20 protein-coding genes are annotated in these 24497 nt (G+C 40.3%); 9 read left to right on the plus strand and 11 right to left on the minus strand.

Annotation, left to right across the window (positions count from 1 at the left end; genetic code table 11):
• Positions 1-3: 3 nt before the first annotated feature.
• Positions 4-894, plus strand: coding sequence for a dienelactone hydrolase family protein (locus PISS_RS08845; RefSeq protein WP_058154814.1), 891 nt, complete (start codon positions 4-6; stop codon positions 892-894).
• Between the two features lie 20 nt (positions 895-914).
• Here the strand turns inward: PISS_RS08845 and PISS_RS08850 are convergent, their stop codons facing one another.
• Positions 915-1856 carry a LysR family transcriptional regulator gene (locus PISS_RS08850; protein ID WP_058155500.1) on the minus strand — a complete coding sequence of 314 codons (942 nt, stop codon included), beginning with the start codon at positions 1854-1856 and terminating at the stop codon, positions 915-917.
• Between the two features lie 127 nt (positions 1857-1983).
• On the opposite strand from PISS_RS08850, the gene PISS_RS08855 reads away from it, so the two are divergent.
• Positions 1984-2640, plus strand: a complete 657-nt coding sequence (locus PISS_RS08855) for a nitroreductase family protein (protein WP_058154816.1) — start codon at positions 1984-1986, stop codon at positions 2638-2640.
• A 44-nt stretch (positions 2641-2684) separates the two neighbouring features.
• Here PISS_RS08855 and PISS_RS08860 read toward each other — a convergent pair whose 3' ends face one another.
• The 5 genes from PISS_RS08860 to dapB form a co-directional block, all read right to left on the minus strand.
• On the minus strand, positions 2685-3743 hold the full coding sequence (locus PISS_RS08860) for a S66 family peptidase (protein WP_013465157.1): 1059 nt from the start codon (positions 3741-3743) through the stop codon (positions 2685-2687).
• 170 nt (positions 3744-3913) lie between these two features.
• Complete coding sequence (gene greA / locus PISS_RS08865) at positions 3914-4390, minus strand: transcription elongation factor GreA (RefSeq protein WP_010388635.1); 477 nt, start codon at positions 4388-4390, stop codon at positions 3914-3916.
• A gap of 50 nt (positions 4391-4440) precedes the next feature.
• A complete protein-coding gene (carB, locus tag PISS_RS08870) occupies positions 4441-7659 on the minus strand; it encodes a carbamoyl-phosphate synthase large subunit (RefSeq protein ID WP_016900400.1) in 3219 nt (1072 codons plus the stop codon).
• Positions 7660-7675: 16 nt separating this feature from the next.
• Entirely contained in the window at positions 7676-8812 is a 1137-nt protein-coding gene (gene carA / locus PISS_RS08875; RefSeq protein WP_016900401.1) for a glutamine-hydrolyzing carbamoyl-phosphate synthase small subunit, read from the minus strand.
• A 362-nt stretch (positions 8813-9174) separates the two neighbouring features.
• Positions 9175-9972: a 4-hydroxy-tetrahydrodipicolinate reductase gene (gene dapB / locus PISS_RS08880; RefSeq protein WP_058154818.1), complete on the minus strand. Its 798-nt coding sequence runs from the start codon at positions 9970-9972 to the stop codon at positions 9175-9177.
• 571 nt (positions 9973-10543) lie between these two features.
• Here dapB and PISS_RS08885 point away from each other — a divergent pair.
• Together PISS_RS08885 and PISS_RS08890 are read left to right on the plus strand one after the other, a co-directional pair.
• The gene (locus tag PISS_RS08885) at positions 10544-11857 is read left to right on the plus strand and encodes a Na+/H+ antiporter NhaC family protein (RefSeq protein ID WP_013465160.1); all 1314 of its coding nucleotides are present in this window, start codon (positions 10544-10546) and stop codon (positions 11855-11857) included.
• A gap of 118 nt (positions 11858-11975) precedes the next feature.
• Positions 11976-12764: a hypothetical protein gene (locus PISS_RS08890; protein ID WP_058155502.1), complete on the plus strand. Its 789-nt coding sequence runs from the start codon at positions 11976-11978 to the stop codon at positions 12762-12764.
• Positions 12765-12843: 79 nt separating this feature from the next.
• On the opposite strand, the gene PISS_RS08895 is transcribed toward PISS_RS08890, so the two are convergent.
• Positions 12844-14748, minus strand: coding sequence for a hypothetical protein (locus tag PISS_RS08895; RefSeq protein ID WP_058154820.1), 1905 nt, complete (start codon positions 14746-14748; stop codon positions 12844-12846).
• Positions 14749-14851: 103 nt separating this feature from the next.
• Entirely contained in the window at positions 14852-15649 is a 798-nt protein-coding gene (locus PISS_RS08900; RefSeq protein WP_058154822.1) for a M48 family metallopeptidase, read from the minus strand.
• Positions 15650-15819: 170 nt separating this feature from the next.
• On the opposite strand from PISS_RS08900, the gene PISS_RS08905 reads away from it, so the two are divergent.
• Positions 15820-17019, plus strand: coding sequence for a Bcr/CflA family efflux MFS transporter (locus PISS_RS08905; RefSeq protein ID WP_013465163.1), 1200 nt, complete (start codon positions 15820-15822; stop codon positions 17017-17019).
• Positions 17020-17046: 27 nt separating this feature from the next.
• Here the strand turns inward: PISS_RS08905 and grpE are convergent, their stop codons facing one another.
• The gene (grpE, locus tag PISS_RS08910; RefSeq protein WP_013465165.1) at positions 17047-17658 is read right to left on the minus strand and encodes a nucleotide exchange factor GrpE; all 612 of its coding nucleotides are present in this window, start codon (positions 17656-17658) and stop codon (positions 17047-17049) included.
• A 58-nt stretch (positions 17659-17716) separates the two neighbouring features.
• On the minus strand, positions 17717-18682 hold the full coding sequence (locus PISS_RS08915) for an HrcA family transcriptional regulator (protein WP_058154825.1): 966 nt from the start codon (positions 18680-18682) through the stop codon (positions 17717-17719).
• A gap of 338 nt (positions 18683-19020) precedes the next feature.
• Here PISS_RS08915 and nadK point away from each other — a divergent pair, with 338 nt between their 5' ends.
• From nadK to PISS_RS08935, 4 genes are all read left to right on the plus strand, one after another.
• A complete protein-coding gene (nadK, locus tag PISS_RS08920) occupies positions 19021-19905 on the plus strand; it encodes an NAD(+) kinase (RefSeq protein ID WP_024602951.1) in 885 nt (294 codons plus the stop codon).
• 279 nt (positions 19906-20184) lie between these two features.
• A complete protein-coding gene (locus PISS_RS08925; protein ID WP_013465168.1) occupies positions 20185-20742 on the plus strand; it encodes a hypothetical protein in 558 nt (185 codons plus the stop codon).
• Positions 20743-20817: 75 nt separating this feature from the next.
• Positions 20818-22491 carry a DNA repair protein RecN gene (recN, locus tag PISS_RS08930; protein WP_028835081.1) on the plus strand — a complete coding sequence of 558 codons (1674 nt, stop codon included), beginning with the start codon at positions 20818-20820 and terminating at the stop codon, positions 22489-22491.
• A gap of 49 nt (positions 22492-22540) precedes the next feature.
• Positions 22541-22858, plus strand: coding sequence for a hypothetical protein (locus tag PISS_RS08935; RefSeq protein WP_013465170.1), 318 nt, complete (start codon positions 22541-22543; stop codon positions 22856-22858).
• Positions 22859-23080: 222 nt separating this feature from the next.
• Here the strand turns inward: PISS_RS08935 and PISS_RS08940 are convergent, their stop codons facing one another.
• A complete protein-coding gene (locus tag PISS_RS08940; protein ID WP_013465171.1) occupies positions 23081-24496 on the minus strand; it encodes an FAD-dependent oxidoreductase in 1416 nt (471 codons plus the stop codon).
• Between the last annotated feature and the right edge of the window lies 1 nt (position 24497).

Consider the following 24497-nt stretch of genomic DNA (forward strand, 5'->3'; position numbering starts at 1 on the left):
ACTATGACCTCCCCTCAGTCTGAACACATTCCTCAAGAAGCATTTGATTGGTATGACGAATACGCTCATGGTTTAATTGATAGACGCACGTTCATGAAAAAGCTTGGTGGCTTAGCCGCATTGGGCTTTTCGATGACGGTGCTTACAGGTGCATTATTACCTAATTACGCTCAAGCTGAGCAAGTCTCATTTAACGACGATGACATAAAAGCCACTTACCAAGAATTTGATTCGCCTGATGGCCATGGTTCGGGCAAAGGCTATTTAGTGGTTCCAAAAAATACACAAGGCAAGCTACCTGTTGTATTAGTAGTACACGAGAATCGCGGCTTAAATCCGTATGTAAAAGATGTTGCAAGGCGACTGGCTAAAGCCGGCTTTATTGCCTTTGCCCCTGATGCGTTGCACCCACTGGGTGGCTACCCAGGCAACGACGATGAAGGTCGAGCCATGCAGCGCACGATGGATCGCGTTAAAATACAAAATGATTTTGTTGCCGCCGCGCATTTTTTGAAGGCGCATCCAAGTAGTAATGGTAAATTAGGTGCCGTTGGTTTTTGTTTTGGTGGCTATATTGTTAACTATTTAGCTGCCGTAGACAGTAATTTATTGACTGCGGGCGTGCCCTTTTATGGCACACCTGCAAGTGAAAGCTTACACAAAAATATAAAAGCGCCGTTAATGATTCAATTAGGTGAACTTGATAAACGGGTTAACGCTACATGGCCTGAGTATGAGCAAAGCTTAAAAGCTAACAATGTTGATTACACTATGCACATGTACGAAGGCGCGAATCATGGTTTTCATAACGATTCAACTGGCCGCTACGATGAAAAAAATGCCGAACTTGCATGGCAGCGTACATTAGCATTTTTTAATAACCACTTAAGTTAACATTACTAAGCGTGTATTTGTTACTCGTTAATTAATACACGTTTATCAACAATTCCCTCTTTTACTAGCTGATTCAATAAGTGAGCGGTTTTTTCTCTGCACACATCGCGTAGTAGTCGTACAGCGGGAGTAATCGATTGTCTGCTTGGGCAAATAAGCCACAGCTCCCCTTGGGTGTGCTGATAGTTAGGCATCACAGTAACAACGCGTTTATTTAATAAGTCATCAGCAATATCTAACGCCGATTTAACCGCTAAACCTTTATCTGCCACACACCAGCGCCTTACTAAATCGCCATCGTTTGAGGCACGTCTGCCCTGCATTTTTACTTTGTATTTTTTTTGGCCATCGGTAAACTCCCATACATTATTGATAATATCTTGCAGCTGATAAAATAACCCGTGATGCTGCGCTAAATCATCAGGGTGCTCTGGCTCACCATATTTAGCTAAATAGGTAGGTGTAGCACAGAGTAGTCGCGGTACGTTGCAAATTTTAAACCCATATACACTACTATCACTGGGTGAGCCATAACGTAGAGCTATATCAACCGAGTCACGAAAAAAATCGATATTGCTATCGCTAATGTGCGTACGCAAGCTCACACTTGGGTACTTATCCATGATTTCATCAATCCAAGGGATCACTAAGTTGCGCCCTAAATCAGATGAGGTAGCTACCCGTAACTCCCCTTCAATGGCATCATGTTCTCCTTTAAGGTTTTGCCTTGCCGTTTCAAGCACGGCCAGAGCTTGTTCGCATTGGGGAATGTATCGCTCCCCTGCACTAGATAAACGCAAATGCCGAGTGGTTCTAATAAATAATTCACAGCCAAGTGCCAACTCTACACGCTTAATAGCAGCACTGGCCGTTGCTGTGCGCATATCTAACTTGGCTGCTGCTAGCGTAATGCTTCGACACTCAGCTACTTTTAAAATCAGTTTTAAGTCATCAACCTGCATATTATCTATTTTTATTTGATAATGATTCAATAATTATGCTGTTTATTTTAAATAAAGCAAATTGTATTATGCTGTTCATACACTCAATGAACACTATTTATCAGCCCTTTTTTATTATGGAGAGACTATGACTCACCCTATTATTCGCGATCTTGAAAGCCGCCACACCGCTAAACGTTACGACGCGACAAAGCGCATTTCTCAAGACGATTTAGCGGTATTGTATAATGCTATGCGTCTTTCTCCTTCGTCAATTAATTCACAGCCTTGGAAATTTATTGTGATTGAATCTGATGCCGCAAAAGAGCGTATGCACAGTACCTTTGCTAATAAGTTTCAATTTAATCAGCCACACATTAAAGCGGCATCACACATTATTTTATTCGCTCATAATCCGCAATATACTCGTGAAGATTACGGACACGTAATTGATGCCGATATAAAGAATGGCAGAACTCAAAAAGAAAACCGCGAGCAAGCTTTTGGCGCCTTTGCGTTTGTTGATTTAAATACCGATGAACAAGGTAATAATGCCGCGTGGACCAAAGCACAAACCTACATTGCTTTAGGCAATACTATGCATGCAGCAGCACGCTTAGGGATTGATACCACGCCGATGGAAGGCGTTGATGCACAGCTGATTGGTGAGGAGTTTGCAAGCGAATTAGACGGCTACATCTGTGATGTGGCACTTGCGCTGGGTTACCATGATGCAGAAGAAGACTACAATGCTAAGCTGCCAAAATCACGTTTAAGCAAAGAACAAGTAATTCAGGTTTTATAAGTCAAAGCTGCTCACTTTAAATTGTTAGTGAGCAGCTCACTTTATTAGGCTAGTTTTGTGACCACAGACGCACTAATAACTTTGCCTTGATCAACATCTGCGGTAACAGTGCATAAAGCTCCATTGATTAAATTTAAATTAGGAGGGATGTGACCAATATCGGCATCAATGATCACCGGAAATAAACACCCGCCAAAAGCGGCATTTAAGCCTTGGCGATAATCAAACCCTGGATCTTGCCCCTGTAAGGTTACATGGCGGCCAATAATCACCCCGTTTATATCATCAAACATACCGGCTAATTTGAGTGACAATAAAAACCGTGCAACCGTCGCAGGCGTGAGCTCTGCGCTTTCTAAATAAAGCACAATACCTTGCGAGGCATTATGCTTTTTAAACTCATGCAGTGCTAAAAAAGGCGAATCAAGCAACAGCCCAACCGTATCAAGACATCCACCAAATAATCGCCCTGACATTTCGATACTGCGTTTATCGGTGTAATTTAAACATTGCCACTGGGTTGGCGCGCTGTGATCAAATAATACGTTTGGGTTTTGTGCATAATCAGGCTTGCTATGTTGATGGTAAGTCGAGGGGGCTTGCTCAAACTCACTATTAGCCTCATAGCTTAGACTTTCAAAAATTTGTAAACAATACGGATCTTTTTCATCGGGGTGTAACTGAATTAAATTAGCGCTATGCAGTGTTGCCCAATTACATTTTGCTGTCAGTGCACAAGCAATCGTGCTGACATCTGAATAACCCACCAACCATTTAGGTTTGGCATTTTTAATTGCGCCAAAATCAAGTAACGGCAATATTTCCATTGCCAGCTCTCCGCCCATTGGCGGCATAATCGCATCTATTTTATCATCCAATAAAAAGTCCATTAATTGCTTGGCATGCTGCTTAGCAGTAAGTTGAGTTCGCGGCTCGTTTTGACGTAAAAACTCCCCTTCAACAACCTCATAACCTCGATGTTTTAAGCCATTAATGACGATGTCTAACCGTGGGTGATATTTTGATTTGATCCCCGCTGATAAAGAACACACGGCGATTTTAGATCCCACTTTTAAAGGTGCTGGATACAGTATATTTGCCATATTATTTCCTTATTGAAGAATAGGTTACTACCATAACAACATAGCCTACATTTACAAACAATGAATAATAATTGACCGGTATCTAAACCAAATATAAAAACCAAGCATAAAAAAACCAGTGCTTATTGCTAAGCACTGGTTTTTATAAAACGTTAAAGTGAGTTAACTAATTAAATATACTCAACCTCAATGATTTCGTACTCTACATCACCTTTTGGCGTTTTGATAATCACAGCGTCATCCGCTTGTTTACCAATTAAGCCGCGAGCAATTGGTGAATTGACAGAGATTAAATTACTTTTAATATCTGCTTCATCATCGCCAACAATCTGATATTTAACTTCAGCGTCGGTTTCAACATTAACGATGGTTACTGTAGTACCAAAAATCACTTTACCTGTATTAGGCATCTTTGTTACGTCAATCATCTGCATGTTTGAAAGTTTTGCTTCAATTTCTTGAATACGGCCTTCACAAAAACCCTGTTGCTCACGCGCAGCGTGATACTCAGCATTTTCTTTTAAGTCACCGTGTTCACGTGCATCAGCAATATCAGATACAATTTTTGGACGGGTAACAGTTTTTAATTCGTTAAGTTCATCGCGCAATAATTTTGCGCCACGAACTGTCATTGGAATTGATTGCATACTTTTCTCACTTAATCCCAAGGCCGTGGTTACGGCCTTGGCACATTTCCTTAGTTCAATCGCAGGTGTAGTTCTTGAACAGACGTCACTTTACTGCGGTCATCTGCTTGGTTAGCAGTACAGTTAGCAAATGCCGCATTCAATGTCGTAGTATAATTGGTTTTGTGCTGCAATGCACCACGACGTAACACCTTCGAATCTTCAATCGCTTGGCGACCTTCGGTGGTATTAACGATATAGCTATACTCGCCATTTTTGATTCTATCAAGAATGTGCGGACGACCTTCATATACTTTATTTACACGGCGAACCGTAATTCCAGCATCTTCAAGTGCAGCAGCTGTTCCACCTGTTGCATCTAGCTCAAAACCAAGGTCTGTCATGGTTTTAGCTAGTTCTACAATACGTGGCTTATCGCTATTACGTACAGATAGTAACGCGCGACCACCACGTGGTAAAGTGTTGCTTGCACCTAATTGTGCTTTTGCGAACGCTTCGGCGAAAGTATCACCAACACCCATTACTTCACCCGTAGAGCGCATTTCTGGGCCACGGATAGGATCCACACCTTGGAACTTAGCAAATGGCAATACCACTTCTTTTACGCTGTAGTACGGTGGAATCACTTCTTTAGTAATGCCTTGGCTTGCTAAAGATTGACCTGCCATACAACGTGCCGCAACTTTTGCAAGTGCTACACCCGTTGCTTTAGATACAAATGGAACTGTACGTGCTGCACGTGGGTTTACTTCGATTAAATACACTTTGCCATCTTTAACCGCAAACTGTGTATTCATCAAACCAACTACACCAAGCTCAAGGGCCATATCAGTTACTTGCTTACGCATTACATCTTGTACTTCTTGCGTTAGCGAGTGAGCTGGTAATGAACACGCTGAGTCACCAGAGTGAACGCCCGCTTGTTCAATATGCTCCATGATGCCGCCGATGATGACTTGCTCGCCATCACAGATAGCATCAACGTCAACTTCGATTGCGTTATCTAAGAAACGGTCAAGTAACACGGGTGCTTCGTTTGATGCAGATACGGCCTCGGTCATGTAACGACGTAAGTCTTGCTCATCGTATACAATTTCCATCGCACGACCACCTAATACGTACGAAGGACGTACTACCAGTGGGAAACCAATTTCAACTGATTTTAAAATAGCTTCTTCAGTTGAGGTTACGGTGGCATTTTCTGGCTGCAGTAAATCCAAACGCTCAACAAGTTGTTGGAAGCGTTCACGGTCTTCTGCACGGTCAATCGCATCTGGCGAAGTACCAATTACTGGCACGCCGTTCGCTTCAAGCTCACGCGCAAGTTTAAGTGGCGTTTGACCACCGTACTGTACGATAACGCCTTTTGGCTTTTCAACACGTACAATTTCAAGCACGTCTTCAAGGGTAATTGGTTCGAAGTATAAACGGTCTGACGTATCGTAATCGGTAGATACCGTTTCAGGGTTACAGTTAACCATAATAGTTTCGTAACCGTCTTCACGAAGCGCAAGCGCAGCATGAACACAACAGTAGTCAAATTCAATACCTTGGCCGATACGGTTAGGACCACCACCAATCACCATGATTTTATCACGATCAGATGCGTTCGCTTCACACTCTTCATCGTAAGATGAGTACATGTAAGCTGTATCTGAGCTAAATTCGGCAGCGCACGTATCAACGCGTTTGTACACAGGCACAATATTGAGTTGATGACGCTTTTTACGGATTTCAGCTTCTGACACACCGGCAATTTCTGCAATACGCGGATCTGCAAACCCTTTGCGTTTAAGTTTACGCAAGAAGTCTGCATTTAAGCCGGCCATACCGACTTCTGAAATTTTAGCTTCGTCTTTTAAGATATCTTCAATTTGTACTAAGTACCAAGGGTCAATCTTAGTTAATTCAAATACATCTTCAACGCTCATACCATGGCGCATTGCATCGGCAATGTACCAAATACGCTCTGCACCTGGCTCACGTAATTCACGAATGATTTTTTCTTTTGCTTTAGGGTCATCAAGTGCCACAATTGGGTTAAAGCCTGTTGCGCCTACTTCTAAACCACGTAATGCTTTTTGTAATGACTCTTGTTGGTTACGACCAATCGCCATTACTTCGCCCACTGATTTCATTTGCGTCGTTAAACGGTCGTTTGCACCGGCAAATTTTTCAAAGTTAAAGCGAGGAATTTTTGTTACAACGTAATCGATTGAAGGTTCAAACGACGCTGGGGTTTTACCGCCAGTGATATCGTTTTGAAGCTCATCTAACGTGTAGCCTACCGCTAACTTAGCGGCGATTTTAGCAATAGGGAAACCGGTTGCTTTAGAGGCCAATGCAGATGAACGTGATACACGTGGGTTCATTTCAATGATAACCATACGGCCATCAACGGGGTTTACACCAAATTGTACGTTTGAACCGCCGGTTTCAACACCAATTTCACGCAATACGGCCATAGAGGCATTACGCATGATTTGGTATTCTTTGTCGGTTAATGTTTGTGCTGGAGCCACAGTGATTGAGTCACCTGTGTGCACACCCATTGGGTCAAAGTTTTCAATAGAACAGACGATAATACAGTTGTCTTTTTTGTCACGAACAACTTCCATTTCGTATTCTTTCCAACCAATTAACGACTCATCTATTAATAACTCGCTGGTTGGTGAAAGGTCTAAACCGCGCTCACAGATTTCTTCAAACTCTTCCATGTTGTAAGCCACACCGCCGCCGGTGCCGCCCATTGTGAAAGAAGGACGAATAATACACGGTAAGCCGATACGGGTCATGGTATCGCGCGCTTCATCCATTGAATGGGCAATTTCAGCACGTGGACATTCTAGGCCGATGTTACGCATAGCAACATCAAAGCGCTCACGGTTTTCTGCTTTATCGATTGCATCGGCTGTTGCGCCAATAAGCTCAACGCCATGCTTAGCCAATACACCATGCTTGTCTAAATCAAGCGCACAGTTTAATGCTGTTTGGCCACCCATTGTAGGCAGGACAGCATCTGGCTTTTCTTTTTCAATGATTTTTTCTACCACTTCCCAGTGAATTGGTTCGATGTATGTTGCATCGGCCATTTCTGGGTCAGTCATGATAGTTGCTGGGTTTGAGTTAACGAGTATAACTCGATAGCCTTCTTCTCTTAGTGCTTTACACGCTTGAGCACCAGAGTAGTCAAATTCACAAGCTTGACCAATTACAATTGGGCCTGCGCCTAAGATAAGAATGCTTTTTATGTCGGTACGTTTTGGCATTATTACTCCGGTTAAATTAGTGGTTACGCGCTTGCATCAAATCGATGAAGTGGTCAAATAATGGGGCTGCATCGTGCGGACCAGGACTCGCTTCAGGGTGACCTTGGAAGCTAAATGCTGGTTTATCTGTACGGTGAATACCTTGCAATGTGCCGTCAAATAACGATTTATGCGTTGCACGTAGGTTATCTGGTAATGTGGCTTCATCTGCAGCAAAACCATGGTTTTGTGCGGTGATCATTACGACATCGCGCTCAAGATCTTTAACTGGGTGGTTACCACCATGGTGGCCAAACTTCATTTTTACTGTTTTAGCACCTGAGGCAAGCGCTAATAGTTGATGCCCTAAACAAATACCAAAAATTGGCGTATCGGTTTCTAAAAAGGTTTTAATTGCATCAATGGCATAAGTACATGGCTCAGGATCGCCAGGGCCATTTGATAAGAAAATACCATCAGGGTTTAATGCTAGTACGTCAGCGGCAGAGGTTTGTGCGGGTACAACCGTTAGTTTACAACCACGATCTACAAGCATACGTAAAATATTACGTTTAACACCGAAGTCGTAGGCAACAACATGAAACTTTTCATCATCAGCGTGTAAGGTTTTAAACCCTTCGCCTAATGTCCAGCTTGATTCGCGCCACTCAAAATTTTCCTTGGTTGAGACAACTTTTGCTAAATCCATGCCTTTTAAGCCTGGGAAGGCTTGCGCAGCTTCAAGCGCTTTTTTCTCGTCTAGTTCGTCACCGGCAACGATACAGCCATTTTGTGCGCCTTTATCACGCAAAATACGGGTTAGTTTTCTGGTGTCGATGTCCGCAATACCTAAAATATTACGTTCTTTTAAGTAATCATCTAACGATTGCTCGTTACGAAAATTACTCGCTAGCAGTGGCAAATCACGGATCACTAGGCCTTTAGCCCAAATGTGACTCGCTTCTTCGTCTTCGCTGTTGGTACCCGTATTACCGATATGTGGGTACGTCAAAGTTACGATTTGTTCCGCGTACGATGGATCAGTCAAAATTTCTTGATAACCAGTCATAGACGTATTGAATACTACTTCACCGACTGACATGCCGTCAGCGCCGATTGCAGTACCGCGAAACACTGTGCCGTCTTCTAGGACTAACAGAGCGGATTTAGTCAAGTTAAACCTCCTAACAGTAAAAAACGGGAGTAAGCAAATTGCTTAACACCCCGCCAATACTCAGATAATTGGTCAAAACCTGATTTCTGTGAGCTTAAATTGTTTTACGCAGTCTTAAATGATGCCGATGTAAACCACTAAACCTTCATTCATTTTTCTTGCCTAAAACTCTTTTCATTCCCACACAAACCCCGGTTTTGCTAACCATATGAGTATAATTGGAAACACGCATTTAGTAATTTTTGGCAAATTGGCTGCATTCTACATGAAGTTGGCTTTTAGGTCTAACGCTAATTAGTAAATTGCAATAAATAAGTAGTTATAGCAAAAAACCACCTCAAAGCGTTAAAAAAGGAACTTAACTACTTTAAATCTAGCACATCTTGCATGTCATAAAGTCCTGCAGGTTTATTTTTCAACCACTGCGCAGCTCTTATAGCACCTAGCGCGAAGGTCATTCGCGAACTTGCTTTATGGGTTAATTCAAGTCTTTCGCCCATTGTAGCGAAGTAGGCCGTGTGTTCACCTACTATATCACCGCCTCTTAGCACCGAATAACCAATTTCATTTTGTGATTTGGCCTGCTCTATATTGTTGCGATCATAAACGGCAACCTCATCATGATCCCACCCTTTTGCCTGAGCAATCGACTCGCCAATGGCAAGTGCAGTGCCCGATGGCGCATCAATTTTATGACGATGATGTGCTTCAAAAATTTCTATATCTAAATCATCGCCTAGTTTTGTCGCTGCCGTTTGCACTAAGTTAAGCAGTAAATTTACGCCCACGCTATAATTACGCGCAAATACAATCGGAATATGTTTAGCGGCATCCGTTAATAGCGCCATATCGTCATGAGTTAAGCCGGTGGTGCCAATTACCATAGGTGTTTTTTGCTCAACGGCTGTTTTTAAATGATTTCTCATGCCTTCAGGCAAAGTAAAGTCTATAAGCACATCTACATTTTCAACCTGCTGTTCACTGCTAAACTTAATCTCTTTTGCCGCTGCGCTATTAAGCTGATTAACGGACAGGTCTAATAACGGTGACTGACTGCGCACATAGGCCGCCGCTAATTGTGAATTTTTATTGATTGTTGCTGCTTCTACAAGTGCCAGTCCCATACGGCCATTCGCACCAAACACACCTACTCGATTCATCTTTTTACAACCTATGTATTTTTTAGTTAGCTAGATTTTATCTAAAACTCATGTAATAGTCAGGAAAGCTTATAAAAAAGCTTCGATTATTTTAGGGTCTGTTGACCTTTGCGGATTAAAATTTGTTCAAACTAGGAGCGGTTTAATCGTGGCGCGAGGTTTGTAACCTAGTGGGCTAAGTAAAAACCGAGCAACAAAGAGTAAATCGCCCCTAGGCAGAACCCTTCGGGCAGCGCCTGTTTGGCATTGATGATGCGTTATCGCCTATTTATGGGGAACAACCACACCACATAGGCTCTGCCTTGCCTAAATACCAAACAGACTGCTGCAAATTTAACCTTGAAAGATCAACAGACCCTCATAATAATAACAGATAGTCTTTGCATTTAGCCATCTATACATTTAAACTTCTTTTTTTGCGCCGATTTGGTCTTTGGCTTGCGGGCGCTGTTGGATTACTTATCTGGTTAGATAGTAAAACAAACAACTAAATTCAGCTAAAAGAGGGATGCTTTGGCTGTTTAATATATCAATCGACTTCGATTGCTATGAATAATTAACGAGGATTATGATGCAGCCATCATTTGATAAAAATAAAGCAAGATTTTCTTTGCTTCCCCTACTCACCTTTGTTGCTATTTTTTTAGGCTCAGGCTTATATTTACAATCTCAAGGGGTTGATTACGCGTTTTATCAACTCCCAGCACCAGTCGCTATTTTACCCGCGATTGTTTTAGCCTTTATTTTAAATAAAACCAGCATCAACCAAAGCGTAGAAACCTTTATAAAGGGCGTAGGTAATAACAATATTATTACCATGTGTCTTATTTACTTACTAGCGGGTGCTTTTTCGGCGGTTGCTGGTGCTACCGGCGGTGTAGATGCGGTTGTTAATGCCGGACTTTCACTTATTCCCCCTTCGTTACTACTACCTGGTTTGTTTTTAATAGCGGCGGTTATTTCTACTGCTATGGGCACATCAATGGGAACTATTGGTGCTATTGGCCCAATTGCCTATGCAGTATCTATTAAAACAGGAATTGATCCTGCTTTAATGGCCGGTACCATTGTATCTGGTGCTATGTTTGGTGATAACTTATCAATAATTTCTGACACCACGATTGCTGCTACGCGTACGCAAGGCTGTGAAATGAAAGATAAGTTTAAAGAAAACCTTAAAATTGCTGTTCCGGCCGCCATACTCACTATTGCATTGCTATTATTTTTAACGCCTGCAGCACAAGTAGTTGATACCAAAGACTACGATATTTTATTAGTACTTCCTTATGCCTTTATTTTAGTCCTGGCGGTAATGGGCTTTAATGTGTTTGTCGTGCTGTTAAGCGGTATTGTGTTTGCCGCATTAATGGGCTTTACCGGCAGCTATGAAGGTGCAAGCTTCGTAAAAGATATTTACAAAGGCTTTAGTGAAATGCAGGAAATATTTTTACTGTCTATGTTTATTGGTGGCCTCTCTGAGTTTATTCGTATTAATGGCGGCCTCGACTATATCGCTCAAAAAATTCAAGCTATTACTAAAGTCATTGCCAAATGGCACCGTAAAGTAGCCGATCAGTTAGGGATCGCGGCATTAGTTGTCACCAGTAATATGTGTATTGCCAATAATACCGTGTCTATTATTGTGACAGGCCCTATTGCTAAAAAGCTGGCTGATGATGGCGAAATTAGTGGTAAACGCTCTGCCAGTTTATTAGATATTTTTGCCTGTGTAACCCAAGGGTCTTTGCCTTATGGCGCGCAAGCATTATTACTCGGTGCTACATTTAAAATTAGCCCGTGGGATGTTTCAACCTCATCTTACTACTGCTTTATTTTAGCCTTTACTGCTATTGCTGTTATTTGTTTGCGCCGCAATAAAGCATAATCTCCTTTTTTACAGTGTATTAGCTGTGTGCTAATACACTGTTTATCACAATAAATAATTAACAAATTAACCGTGTTTGCTATAATGTGATATTCAGCGTGTCACATAAAATATGGTTATGAAAATTAAAAACTTACTTCCTCTCGTTGCACTAAGTGCGTGTGCCTTAAGTTCAACAGCTACCGCTGCTAATTGGAGCAATACGGCGCTTCATATTAATAACGGCAACCACAAAAACCCATTTACTGAACAAAAATCTAATACCACGGTGTACTCAATTGAGCATGCTTCTGGGCATGATTATGGCGATAACTTTTTCTTTATTGATTACAGTACCGACAGCAACGATGATGGCTTTCAAGATCAAGACTTTTACTTTGAAGGTTACTCTACCCTTAGTTTATCTGCGGTAATGGACGAAAAAGTAGCGTCAGGGGCACTTGTTGATGTTGGCCTAACCATGGGTATTAATGCTGCAGGCGATGCCAAAATAGTTAAATATTTACCAGGCGTAAAATTAAGCTGGGATGTGCCTGGTTTTAATTTCTTTTCAACCCTTATCAGTGCATACATTGATGATAGCGAAGGCGTTGCAAAAGGCGGTGCACCCATTGAAACTAACAGCTGGATGTTTGATGTAGCCTTTGATTACCCGTTCATGATTGGCTCGCAAAAGTTTAACGTAAAAGGACATGCAGAGTACATTGCTGAACGAAAAGATGAGTTTGGTAACGATGTGCGTGCTTGGTTTTTAGCCCAACCTATTATTGTATGGGATATGGGACATGCGCTAGAAATGAAAGAAAACACCTTACTGTTAGGTATGGAGTGGCAGTACTGGCATAACAAACTTGGTACAGATGTTAGCGAATCAGTACCGCAAGTTCATTTAGAGTGGACTTTTTAAATAACAAAGTAAATTAAAAAGTGCGAACCATTTCGCACTTTTTTAAGTTCAAAAATATATGTTTTATCTAATTGTTAACCTATCGGCAATTAACTGAGAAATAGTCGTCCCCGCTCTTTACTTCTAACTCAGGAAAATGTGTTATCAGACGGTTATAGCCTTCTTTAGATCGGATTTTGAGAGAAAATGAAGCTCGAAGATGTTGCGATTCAATGTGAACTCCATTGCGAATAAAAAAGTCTATGAATGCTTTATTTTTCTTATTTTCATAGGTAATTGGATCACCGGAATGAATAGAGAGTTCCGAATAATTTTGGATAAAGAAATAAAGAGGATCCAATTCATTCTTATTATCAAAAGCAACGCCACCCAGCCTAGTGTTTAATATATCGAAGGGTTCAAAAACGCCTTCAGCTGCAAAACTATTCAATAAACTCTGCGCATCTTTTAACTGCTCGAAATTTAATGAATTCAGCCACAATGTTAATCCTTTTAATCCTGCCAACCCTCCTAATAATTCTGAATGACTACTTAACGGTTTTAAACCAGCATTACTTAGTCTAGATATAATTTCTTGCTCATTTAAGCTAGTTGCTTGCAGGTAATCTCGAGCAAAAATAACTGCTAAAATAGATTTTGTTTCAGGTAACAAAACAGGTAAATCTAAGGTTTCTAAATCGAGTTCTTGTAATGAGGTGTTTTGATTACCAATTGCTTGATTAATTATCTTACTCACTGTAGTAATCTGACTATTTATTAACGGAGAGTTATGTAAAGCTTTTTTATTTTTACAGTGCTTAAATTCAGATGAAGATTTGATCTTTGCAATAAAAGGCTGATCTTTAAATGTTTCAATTTCATTGGGTGTTAATTCACGGCTTGTAAGCCAATCCGTCGTTGATTGACACTTTTTGAGGTCCAGTTGTTGTTCGTCAGTTAATACGGATTCTTTTATATTCAGTTGCAATATAGGGTTCGGTTTCTCTATATCATCGATTAAAACGATTTTAATAACGATCCCTTCGTTATTTAATTTCTCAACCCCCTTATTGACCTTTTCGTTACTAAACCAAGGGTGTGTGATTTTTTGATAAAAAACCTGCTTCTCTAATAACCCTAAAAGAGTTAAGAACAATTTATGCTCTGTTGGATTAGTAATTTCATAATCTTCACCACCTATAATAGTGAGAAAATTCAATGCTAATTTATTATCGAAGTTTACATTTGATAACTTTAAATCAGGGTAACGCTGCAAAAGCATAATAGCGGATTGTAGCTGCTGTTTAGTCAACAACAGATTTAAAATTGAATTTAAAGGAGAAAGTTGATTATTGTTTAGTACATCATATGGGATTTCTGAAAAAGTCCGTTCAATTTCGTTAAAAATTTCAACGGCAGAGGTATTTGTTGAGCTGACCTTTTTGTAAATCGTATCTGTGGGCAAGTTTTTCCAAAGTATATCCAAAAGGTCAGTGTAATCAACAACAGTTGGTATATTTAAGTCCGGTGCGTTAACGTAATCGTATTGAGCGATTAATCTTTCACTATTCGGTATTGATTGTAAAATCGGAAGCAACTTTTCAACTGACTTTGCTAATGCCGCTTTATCGTACCAAGTTTTAGCCACTGACCAGTAACTCGAAAACCATATTGCCTCGGCGACCTGCTTTGCTGTATACCCGTTTTTAAATGCTTGTGAAGCTTTTAGCTCAATATCACGTTCATTATTATCTCGTAACTGATACTGCTTATAATTAAGCTCTTTGCATTGCTCCTCATTCGGGATATCAGTAGGAAATGGCTGTTTAACATAAATATTTTTGGCGTTTGTGTTATTCCCGAAATTAACTTTTGGCTTTTTAATATCAACATTGGCTTCTGTTGGTGTAAGCAGGGTTGAATTATGACGCTTACTGGATAATATACTGAAAACTGTAACTAAGCTGATCAAAACAACGCTAATGATTACAACTATTTTTTTCATCCTTGAATTTTCCTATTTAGCCTATTACAAACTACATGTTCTCATTTTCAAGTTAGTTTGATTAAGCTCGCAAACTAATGTTAAACGAGCTTATAAGGTTTTGTTAAAACTTACACTGCGGATTTTTACCTTGTGCTTTAGCTGTTTTTTGCTCGCTAAGCGCTTTACTCATTTGCGATTGTAAATTTGCAATACGGCTCGTTGGTGCTGGGTGAGTTGATAAAAACTCTGGCGTAGCCCCACTGCCCGCTTGGCTCATATTTTGCCAAAGTGTTACAGACTCTTTGGGATTAAACCCTGCTTGCGCCATAAGATCTAAACCAATTGTATCTGCCTCTGACTCATGTGAGCGACTAAAGGGTAAAACCACACCATATTGAGCGCCTAAACCAAGGCCTTGCATAATTTCATTACGGTATTGCACGTTACCCATTTCAAGCGCCGCATTGCCCAGCTGCATACCCGTTTGTAAAATAGAACTTTGTGAGACCCGTTCATTTGAATGCTCAGCAATCACGTGTCCAACTTCATGACCTAAAACAGTGGCAACCTGATCTTGATTTGTGGCTATTTTTAAGAGCCCCGTATGTACACCAATATAACCGCCAGGCAATGCAAAGGCGTTTGCAGATTCATCTTCAAATACCACCACTTCCCAATTTTGAGATGCATATTCTGTAGGAAGCACGGCCACTACTTTTTCAGCAATGCAATTGACGTAACTGTTTACTTTTGGATCTTTATTTATCGGCTGCGTTTTTTTCATCTCTGCAAAACTGGCAGTACCCATTTGAGTCATTTGTTGATCTGAGTAAAGCGCAATTTGCGTTCGCCCAGTTGGTGATGTTTTACAACCTGCTAATACTGCACTGGCTAGAACTACCAAAACCAATTTTTTCATTGTGTTACCCTAAAAAAGTTTGTTACTAAGTATAGAATAGCAAACGCGGTGTTAGTTTAAAATCTTTGCTTTTTGCAATTAAACAATTAAGTTAGCAGGCAAACTAAGTTTATCCAAGGCTATTGCCCTGCTATAATGCTGGGCCTATATTCGTTGTTTTGAGTTTTTAAATGAGCGCTTCGGCTTCTTCTTTTAATACCCGTATTTTATTGCCTTTATTAGCCAGTATTGTCGCGATCACGCCTTTAGCCATTGATATGTATTTACCGGCGATGCTGGTGATTGCCAATGATCTCAATACCAGCATGCCAAATGTTCAAATATCGTTGAGTATATACTTAGCGGGTTATGCATTGGGCATGTTATTTTTTGGCCCCATAGCCGATCAAATTGGCAGGCGTAAACTGGCACGGATAGGTCTCAGTTTATTTGGCTTAAGTTCACTGGCGTTAGCATTTACCACTGAAGTGCATACTTTTTGGCTGTTAAGAGCTGTACAGGCATTTACAGGCGCGGCCGCTACGGTTGTCGTCCCTGGGATCATTAGGCATATATATCAAAAAAATACTGCTAAAGGTATGTCTTACGTGTCTATGATTATGATGATAGCACCGTTACTTGCCCCCTCTATCGGCTCGGTCATTTTAGGCTTTTCGGTATGGTCGACTATTTTTATTGTTTTAGCGACCTATAGCTTTGTTATTTTACTCTTTGTGCAACGTTACTTAATCGATATTCCAATATTTAAAAATGAGCGAAAAGGATTAGCATTATTCTTCTCAAGTTATAAAGTGGTATTAAGTAATACGCACGCCCGCGCCGATATTTTAAGCTCGATGTTTGTGTCGTTCGGCTTTTTTTGCTTTTTAACGTCCGTCCCTTATATTTACCTCGACCTATTTAAAGTATCAGAACAATTGTTTGGCCTGTTATTCGCTTTTAATGTAATGGCGTTGATGTTTGGTAATTTTTTAAATACTCGCGTAGTGCCACGTATTGGCTCACGCAAAATGCTTTATTATGGCTTAATGTGTGGCTTTATCTCTGGCGCAGCATTACTTAGCTTTAGCGTATTAAACTTGTCACTTTACTTTATTGTTGCGGCTATTGCTCCGTTGATGATGAGCCTAGGTATAATAGCAAGTAACGCAGATTCATTGATTTTGATGAAATTTGAGCAAAATACAGGGACTGCAACGGCGGTTATTGGCACCTTACGTTTTGGTAGTGGCGCATTAGTAGGCCCTATATTAGCGGTAATGCATGCACAAAGTGCAGTTCCATTTTCAAGTTTAATGTTCAGCGCAGTTGTACTCACTATCCTAGTGCAGTTAGTTCATTATTTTAAAGACAAAAAAAATGCCTCATAATGAGGCATTTTTTAATTGTATACTTAATTAAGCATCAGCTGCTTTAGATACCATAACCATTGCAGGACGTAATAAACGACCGTTTAATGTGTAACCTTTTTGCATTACTGCTAACACAGTATTAGGCGTCACATCATTACTTGGCTGAATCGACATTGCTTGATGAAAATCTGGGTTAAACTGCTCACCTTGTGGGTTTACAATTTCAACGCCAAATTTAGCCACTGCATCGTTAAAGCTTTTTACTGTCATATCAATACCTTCTAACAAAGGCTTAAGCGTTTCATTTTCTTTATCAGAGAACTCTATAGCACGCTCTAAGTTGTCTATAACAGGAAGTAATTCGTTAGCAAATTTTTCAAGTGCAAATTTGTGCGCTTTCTCAACATCTTGTGCAGCACGACGACGCATATTGTCAACGTCAGCAGCAGCGCGAACGACGCTATCTTTCTGATCTGCAATAGTTTGTTTTGCCGCTTCTAACTCAGCATATAACATTGCAATTTCTGCTTCAGGGCTTTGCTCTTGCTCGGCGTGTTGTTCTGCTGCTTCTACTGCAGCCTCAACGTCGGCTTCCATTTGCGCCACTTCTTCGTTCAATTCTACTTCTTGCTCTGGGTTTTGTGTCTGCTCAGACATAAAATATACGCTCCAATTCTTTACAACTGCGGTAATTATGGGGATTGAATAAAAAGATTCAAGAGCCCGATGGCTCTAATAATTTAAATTCTTGGATTATTTTCTCTAATTGCGCTGATTTCGGACAAATAACACAAAAACGACTTTGATATTCCTGATTTTGAAAGTACGGCACAGTGATCACAATGAGATCATCACAGGTGCTAAAAGGTAAGTTTTCAGCACTGAGAATAGAGACCCCGTTTTTAAATGCGAGTTTATCTTCCACAAAATTTAAAAATGAAACACCAATATTAAGGCTTTGCTCACAATCTATTTTTTTATAAAGGTAGTTTTCGCCCACCACTATACTGTTATCTGAGCCTAACTTTTGGCTTAACTCACGCGTCCATTGAGTTAAAGAGTCATGACAATTACGCGGCGCTGTACTTGCCATGGCCTGCATTCTATATAACCCTTCAATGAGTGTTTGCTGGCTAAATACAGTGTTAAGCCAAGTTGCAAACTCGTACCGTTGGCCGTCACTGGGATCATCAGGCTTATTAATGCAGATATTATGGCTTTGCCCTGCTCTGTCTAAAAGTAAGATAAGCCAGTTATTAGCGTCAAAGTCTAGCACTTCTACTCTAAATACCTGTTGAGTTCTAACTTGAGGTAGCCCCACACAACAGCATACTTGGTAACGTTGACTCAAGCCATGTGCCAATTCGACTAACTCAGCCTGCTCAGGCTGCCAGTAATTAGCAATAGCATCCAAAGTAAAAAACTCATCAAACCAATAGTCAAAGCCATCATTGGTAGGGACTCGCCCAGCAGATGTATGTGGTGAATACAATAAGCCTATTTTTTCAAGGCGTGCCATCGCGTTGCGAACAGTGGCAGAACACACCGCCATACCTTTTTGTTTTGCAATTTTTGTTGAAGGCACAGGTAAGCCATCACCATTACAGTACAGGCTCATAACAGCGGCAAAAATTTGCTGGTCTCGAGGATTTAGTTTCATGTTATCTACATCTTTACGCATGACTGTTATATCGGGGCTAGGTATTATTATTTCAAGTATAAGAAATTTAATAAATCTAAATTTTACAGTGAATTAATTAAATCAATTAGTCACTATTAAGCTCTGTTATTTTTGCGGATTAAAATTTGTTCAAACTAGGCGCGATTTAATCGCGATGCGAGCTTTATAACCTAGTGGCCTAAGTGAAAACGAATAACAAAAAGTTAATCGCCTCTAGTCAAAACCCTTCAGTCAGTGTCTGTTTCGCATTGAAAGGACAACAGACCCTAAGATCTGTGTTTTCAAACACTTCTGTTTTAGGTTACTCTACCAATACCGAAACTTTCAGTGTATTTATTATGGACTCTCCCTTTAACACTATTGGCTTGATTGGTAAGCCAAATCATCCTAATGCAGCCGCTACGTTACAACGATTACATACGTTTTTATTAGCTTTAGGCTTTGAGGTGATTGTTGAAAAACGCACGGGAGGTCAACTTAGTGATGTACCTGAGGACAAGCTCGTAAAACTCGTTGATTTGGGAGCGCGCGCCGATTTAGCCATTGTGGTTGGTGGTGATGGCAATATGCTTGGCGCTGCAAGAGTACTCGCTCGTTTTGATATTGCGGTAATCGGTGTAAACAGAGGCAATTTAGGCTTTTTAACCGATTTAAATCCAGAAGGATTTGAAGGCAGTTTAGAACAAGTACTCAGTGGCGATTACATTGAAGAAAAACGTTTTTTATTAGAAGTAGAAGTGTACCGTCATAACGAACTTAAAAGCGCTAATTCGGCAGTAAACGAAGCGGTGCTTCATGCTGATAAAGTAGCACACATGATTGAGTTTGAAGCATTTATTAACGATGATTTTGTATTCTCACAACGCTCTGATGGGTTAATTGTATCGACTCCAACAGGTTCAACAGCCTACTCTTTATCGGGCGGCGGCCCTATTTTAACCCCAGAACTCAACGCCATGTCATTGGTTCCTATGTTCCCGCATACTTTATCAAGCCGCCCTTTAGTGGTAGATGCCGATAACGAAGTACGTTTAAAGCTTAGTTTAGAAAATACCGATAGCTTACAGGTAAGTTGCGACAGCCATGTTGTACTTGCCGTATTACCCGGTGATGAGGTCGTGATTCGCAAAGCAGATAGAAAATTACGATTAATTCACCCAAAAAATTACTCTTATTATAATGTGCTTCGTAAGAAGTTAAACTGGGGTAGCCGTTTATACTAAAAACGGTTGAGCTTTTAGGACTGAGAGTTGTTTCATTGAGGGGCGATGTAATCGCAGCAAGAGATAGTTAATCGAGTGGGCAAAGTAAAAAGCGATTAAAACTACTGCGCATGCTCATATCCCTTGCCTCTAAACAGGTAGGTAAGGCTGAGTCTCTTTGAGTGCGCATGTTTGTTTCACCCCAATAGATAAACAATCTCTCAGTTATTGCCAAACATGCAACTTTAGAGCAAAATATCGGGCTAGATTATTAATCATCACCATCAGGAAATTGTAGCAATGACTTATGTAGTATTTCTTGCTTTATTATTGTTAATTACTTTACTTGGCAGTTACTTACTCATTGAAAGTAATCGTAAAAAGACTATTGAAGCAAAGAAAAAGCTGTTTAACGAGCGCGTTGCAAGTACTCAATCACGTTTAAAAATAAAACTTAACGAGTTACTTGATGCAAAAGTCATTAGTGCTAAACACCTTCCTCGAATTCAAGCCGTTGTCAGTAATTTTTTTGTAGTACAGCCACACACTGATGAAAATTTAAACAAGCTAGAGTCGCTATGCGATTTACTTATTAATATACTTAACGAAGAACTAATAAAAACCTATAAAAATAATAACAGCCAAGCTTTTTCCGATACCACTCAATATTTTATAGCAGAGTTACCAGCTCAAGGTATTTTATATAATAAAAACTTTTATCAAGAAGTCCTTCCTACGCTAATTTTAAAGTTAAAAACTGAAGACATAGCGCAACCAGTTGATAGTATTGACCTTAACGATGAAAACCTCCCTATTGATGAAGAAAAAAAAACATTAATTGAGTCCAGCCTTGCTTAAAATATAGAAATTTAATTTGCAAAAAACCAAAACACTGTATAAATTAACAGTTAATTCACTGGATGGATGAACAGTATGTTAATTGGTTTAGAAATTAAAAATTTTGCAATCGTAAGTAATTTAAGCACAGAATGGCATTCGGGTATGACCGCTATCACCGGTGAAACGGGAGCAGGTAAATCAATCGCCATTGATGCACTATCATTGTGTCTTGGAGAGCGAGCAGAAGCGTCTGCTGTGCGCCCAGGTACTGATAAAGCAGAGGTAAGTGCACAATTTGATTTAAGCAATTTACCACTCGCTCATGCTTTTTTAGAAGAGAACATGCTTAATAACGACGACAACGAATGTTTACTTCGTCGAGTTGTTTGTAAAAATGGTCGCAGTAAAAGCTACATTAATGGCAGCCCAGTTACCGCTGCACAACTAAAAGAGCTAGGCCAATATTTAATTTCTATTCATGGTCAACATGCGCACCAGCACCTATTAAAGGCAGAGCATCAGCTACAATTACTCGATGCATATGCAGGCCATCATAATCTTGTTAATGCTGTAAGCCAGCGTTATAAACAATTTGCTGACTTACAAAAAGAATTTAAACAGCTAGAACAACAGCAGCAGCAACAAGCCGCACAAAAGCAACTATTGGAGTATCAAGTCGCAGAGCTTGATGAATTTGCATTGCAGGCAGATGAATTTGAGCAAATAGAAGCCGAACATTATAAACTCAGCAATAGCCAAACTATATTGCAAGTCTGCCAGCGCGAGTTGCAGCATTTATATGAAAATGATGAACAAAATGCGTGTTCCATTTTACAGCACAGCGCCCAACAATTTACTGAACTTGCACAGTATGATGAAAGCTTAGCCAGTGTGGCAACATTATTATCAGAAGCCGCTGTTCAAGTTGAAGAAGCAAGCCGAGAAGTACGTAATTATACTGAACAAGCCGACTTGGATCCTCAGCGATTAACTGAAGTAGAAAACAGACTCAGTGGTGCAATGGACTTAGCCAGAAAACACCATATAAAACCCCAAGAGCTCGTTGGATTTCATCAAACTATTGCACAAGAGCTTGAGTCGATAAGTAATAACAGCTCACGTCTTGAGCAACTTGAAGGTGAAATTGAACATGCCCTTGAGGATTATCAAAACGCCAGTGAACAATTAAGTGCAAGTCGCCACCAGTATGCGAATACATTAAATGGATTGATCAGCGAAAGCATGGCTAATCTATCTATGGAAAATGGCGTATTTGAAATAGCATTGACTGCACAAAACGATCGCGCTCCAAATAGCTTAGGCTTTGATAATGTTTCGTTTTTAGTATCAACAAACCCAGGGCAACCATTGCAACCTTTAGCAAAAGTAGCCTCTGGTGGTGAGCTATCACGCATTAGTTTAGCTATTCAGGTTATTATTGCGCAAAAAGTCACGACCCCTACGCTTATTTTTGATGAAGTGGATGTTGGTATTTCTGGCCCAACAGCTGCTGCTGTTGGTAAACTACTGCGCCAACTAGGTAAGTCTACGCAAGTAATTTGTGTGACCCATTTACCGCAAGTGGCCAGTAGCGCTCATCAGCAGTTTTTTGTTGCCAAAGAAATTGCAGACGGTGAAACATTTACGCATATGCTGGCATTGAATAAAGATGGTCGAGTAAATGAGATTGCTCGATTACTGGGTGGTGATAACATTAGCAAAACAGCTAAAGCAAATGCAAAAGAGCTTATAAAAGCGCATGGATAAAGTGAATCGCTTTATCCATGCGTTACCTTGATACGGTGAGGATACATTAATGCAAACGACGGTCATTTATTTTGGCTTAGCAATTAACTGGCTGCTACTGATTGTCAGTATACTTTTGGCTGTTTTTAGTAAGTTTAAACATACACAATTTAAGCAGAGCTTATATCGCTTTTTAAATGTGGCATTAATTGTACATATTGTTATTGCTGTTATGTTAGTTTTTAGCAGCACAGCTATTAGTGGCTTAATAACACTAAGTTGGTTAGTTATTGGCCTACAGCTTGTTTGTAACGTTATTTGCTATAAAAGTGTGAAACGCCGACAAGCCAGAGTGAAACCGAGCCTAGATCACTTCTCGATGGATTAACTAACAGCGCGTTTAAAAAAGCCCACAATCTATGTATTGCGGGCTTTTTTATTTGTAAAATCTTATAATTGTAAATAGCTAGGTCAAAACCTACGTCCCTTTTTGTAGACCTTAAACACCGACTATGGAACCATAAATATTTACCTTTGTTTGTAAAACTGAGGAAATAAAAAAAGCAAACCCGAAGGTTTGCTTTTGACTCCATTCTAACAAAAGCATTATTTACACTTTTAAATAATCCATAATGCCTTCTGCAGCGTTACGCCCCTCAAATATAGCGGTGACCACTAAGTCTGAACCACGAACAATATCGCCACCAGCAAATATTTTAGGATTAGTGGTTTGATGTGTAAATTCACCTTGCTCGGGTGCATTAATACCACCCCAGTGGTTAATTTCTACGTCGTACTGCTCTAACCAGTCCATTTTATGTGGCTTAAAACCAAATGCCATAATCACTTGTGTGGCTTCAATAATATGCTCTGAACCCGGTACTTCCTCAGCGCGACGGCGGCCGTTTTCATCTGCCTCGCCAAGCTGAGTTTTTACCATTTTAACACCGGCTACAGCACCTTTGTCATCAAGTACAATCCCTTTAGGCTGAACGTTATAAGTAAAAATGACGCCCTCTTCTTTGGCATTTTTTACTTCGCGTTTTGAACCAGGCATGTTCTCTTCATCACGACGATAAGCACACGTTACTTTTAACGCGTTATGACGAATAGAGGTACGCACACAGTCCATTGCTGTATCACCACCACCTAGTACCACTACTTTTTGGTTTGCCATATCAATGCAAGCTTGTTTAGACTCATCGTAACCCATAACACGATTAGTGTTACCAATTAAAAATGGCAGGGCATCATGTACTCCCGGTGCATCTTCGTTCTCAAGCCCCGCTCGCATACTCTGATAAGTCCCCACGCCCAAAAATACAGCGTCATACTCATTAAGTATTTCATCCATGCTAATGTCTTTACCTACTTCGACATTAAGCTTGAATTCAACACCCATTTCGGTAAATATTTCGCGACGTTTTTGCATGACTTCTTTTTCTAATTTAAAAGAAGGAATACCAAAGGTTAACAGCCCACCAATTTCAGGGTGACGGTCAAATACCACAGGCTTTACGCCATTACGCACTAAGATATCTGCACAGCCCAGGCCCGCAGGCCCTGCGCCAATAATGGCAACTTTTTTATCAGTCCATGTCACATAGGACATGTCTGGTTTCCAGCCCATTTTAAACGCGGTGTCGGTGATGTATTTTTCAATATTACCGATTGTTACTGCACCAAACTCTTCATCTAATGTACATGAGCCTTCGCATAAGCGGTCTTGCGGGCATACTCGTCCACACACTTCTGGCAAACTGTTAGTACGGTGCGATAGCTCAGCGGCCTCTAAAATACGCCCTGTACGGATCAGTTTTAACCATTGTGGAATATAATTATGTACTGGACATTTCCACTCACAATAAGGGTTACCACAATCAAGGCAACGATCCGCTTGTGAATTAACCTGATTTTCTGAAAAGGGTTCATAAATTTCTACGAACGATTTTTTACGCGACGAGATTGGTTTTTTACGTGGATCTACACGCTGCACGTCTATAAATTGATATACATTTTCGCTCATA

Source organism: Pseudoalteromonas issachenkonii (genome assembly GCF_002310795.1).
Lineage (GTDB): Bacteria > Pseudomonadota > Gammaproteobacteria > Enterobacterales > Alteromonadaceae > Pseudoalteromonas > Pseudoalteromonas tetraodonis.

Bases quoted from the DNA above. Each gene is read 5' to 3' on its own strand.
- PISS_RS08845 (WP_058154814.1), top strand. From the start codon at position 4: ATGACCTCCCCTCAGTCTGAACACATTCCTCAAGAAGCATTTGATTGG.
- PISS_RS08850 (WP_058155500.1), bottom strand. From the start codon at position 1,856: ATGCAGGTTGATGACTTAAAACTGATTTTAAAAGTAGCTGAGTGTCGA.
- PISS_RS08855 (WP_058154816.1), top strand. From the start codon at position 1,984: ATGACTCACCCTATTATTCGCGATCTTGAAAGCCGCCACACCGCTAAA.
- PISS_RS08860 (WP_013465157.1), bottom strand. From the start codon at position 3,743: ATGGCAAATATACTGTATCCAGCACCTTTAAAAGTGGGATCTAAAATC.
- greA (WP_010388635.1), bottom strand. From the start codon at position 4,390: ATGCAATCAATTCCAATGACAGTTCGTGGCGCAAAATTATTGCGCGAT.
- carB (WP_016900400.1), bottom strand. From the start codon at position 7,659: ATGCCAAAACGTACCGACATAAAAAGCATTCTTATCTTAGGCGCAGGC.
- dapB (WP_058154818.1), bottom strand. From the start codon at position 9,972: ATGAATCGAGTAGGTGTGTTTGGTGCGAATGGCCGTATGGGACTGGCA.
- PISS_RS08885 (WP_013465160.1), top strand. From the start codon at position 10,544: ATGCAGCCATCATTTGATAAAAATAAAGCAAGATTTTCTTTGCTTCCC.
- PISS_RS08890 (WP_058155502.1), top strand. From the start codon at position 11,976: ATGAAAATTAAAAACTTACTTCCTCTCGTTGCACTAAGTGCGTGTGCC.
- PISS_RS08895 (WP_058154820.1), bottom strand. From the start codon at position 14,748: ATGAAAAAAATAGTTGTAATCATTAGCGTTGTTTTGATCAGCTTAGTT.
- PISS_RS08900 (WP_058154822.1), bottom strand. From the start codon at position 15,649: ATGAAAAAATTGGTTTTGGTAGTTCTAGCCAGTGCAGTATTAGCAGGT.
- PISS_RS08905 (WP_013465163.1), top strand. From the start codon at position 15,820: ATGAGCGCTTCGGCTTCTTCTTTTAATACCCGTATTTTATTGCCTTTA.
- grpE (WP_013465165.1), bottom strand. From the start codon at position 17,658: ATGTCTGAGCAGACACAAAACCCAGAGCAAGAAGTAGAATTGAACGAA.
- PISS_RS08915 (WP_058154825.1), bottom strand. From the start codon at position 18,682: ATGCGTAAAGATGTAGATAACATGAAACTAAATCCTCGAGACCAGCAA.
- nadK (WP_024602951.1), top strand. From the start codon at position 19,021: ATGGACTCTCCCTTTAACACTATTGGCTTGATTGGTAAGCCAAATCAT.
- PISS_RS08925 (WP_013465168.1), top strand. From the start codon at position 20,185: ATGACTTATGTAGTATTTCTTGCTTTATTATTGTTAATTACTTTACTT.
- recN (WP_028835081.1), top strand. From the start codon at position 20,818: ATGTTAATTGGTTTAGAAATTAAAAATTTTGCAATCGTAAGTAATTTA.
- PISS_RS08935 (WP_013465170.1), top strand. From the start codon at position 22,541: ATGCAAACGACGGTCATTTATTTTGGCTTAGCAATTAACTGGCTGCTA.
- PISS_RS08940 (WP_013465171.1), bottom strand. From the start codon at position 24,496: ATGAGCGAAAATGTATATCAATTTATAGACGTGCAGCGTGTAGATCCA.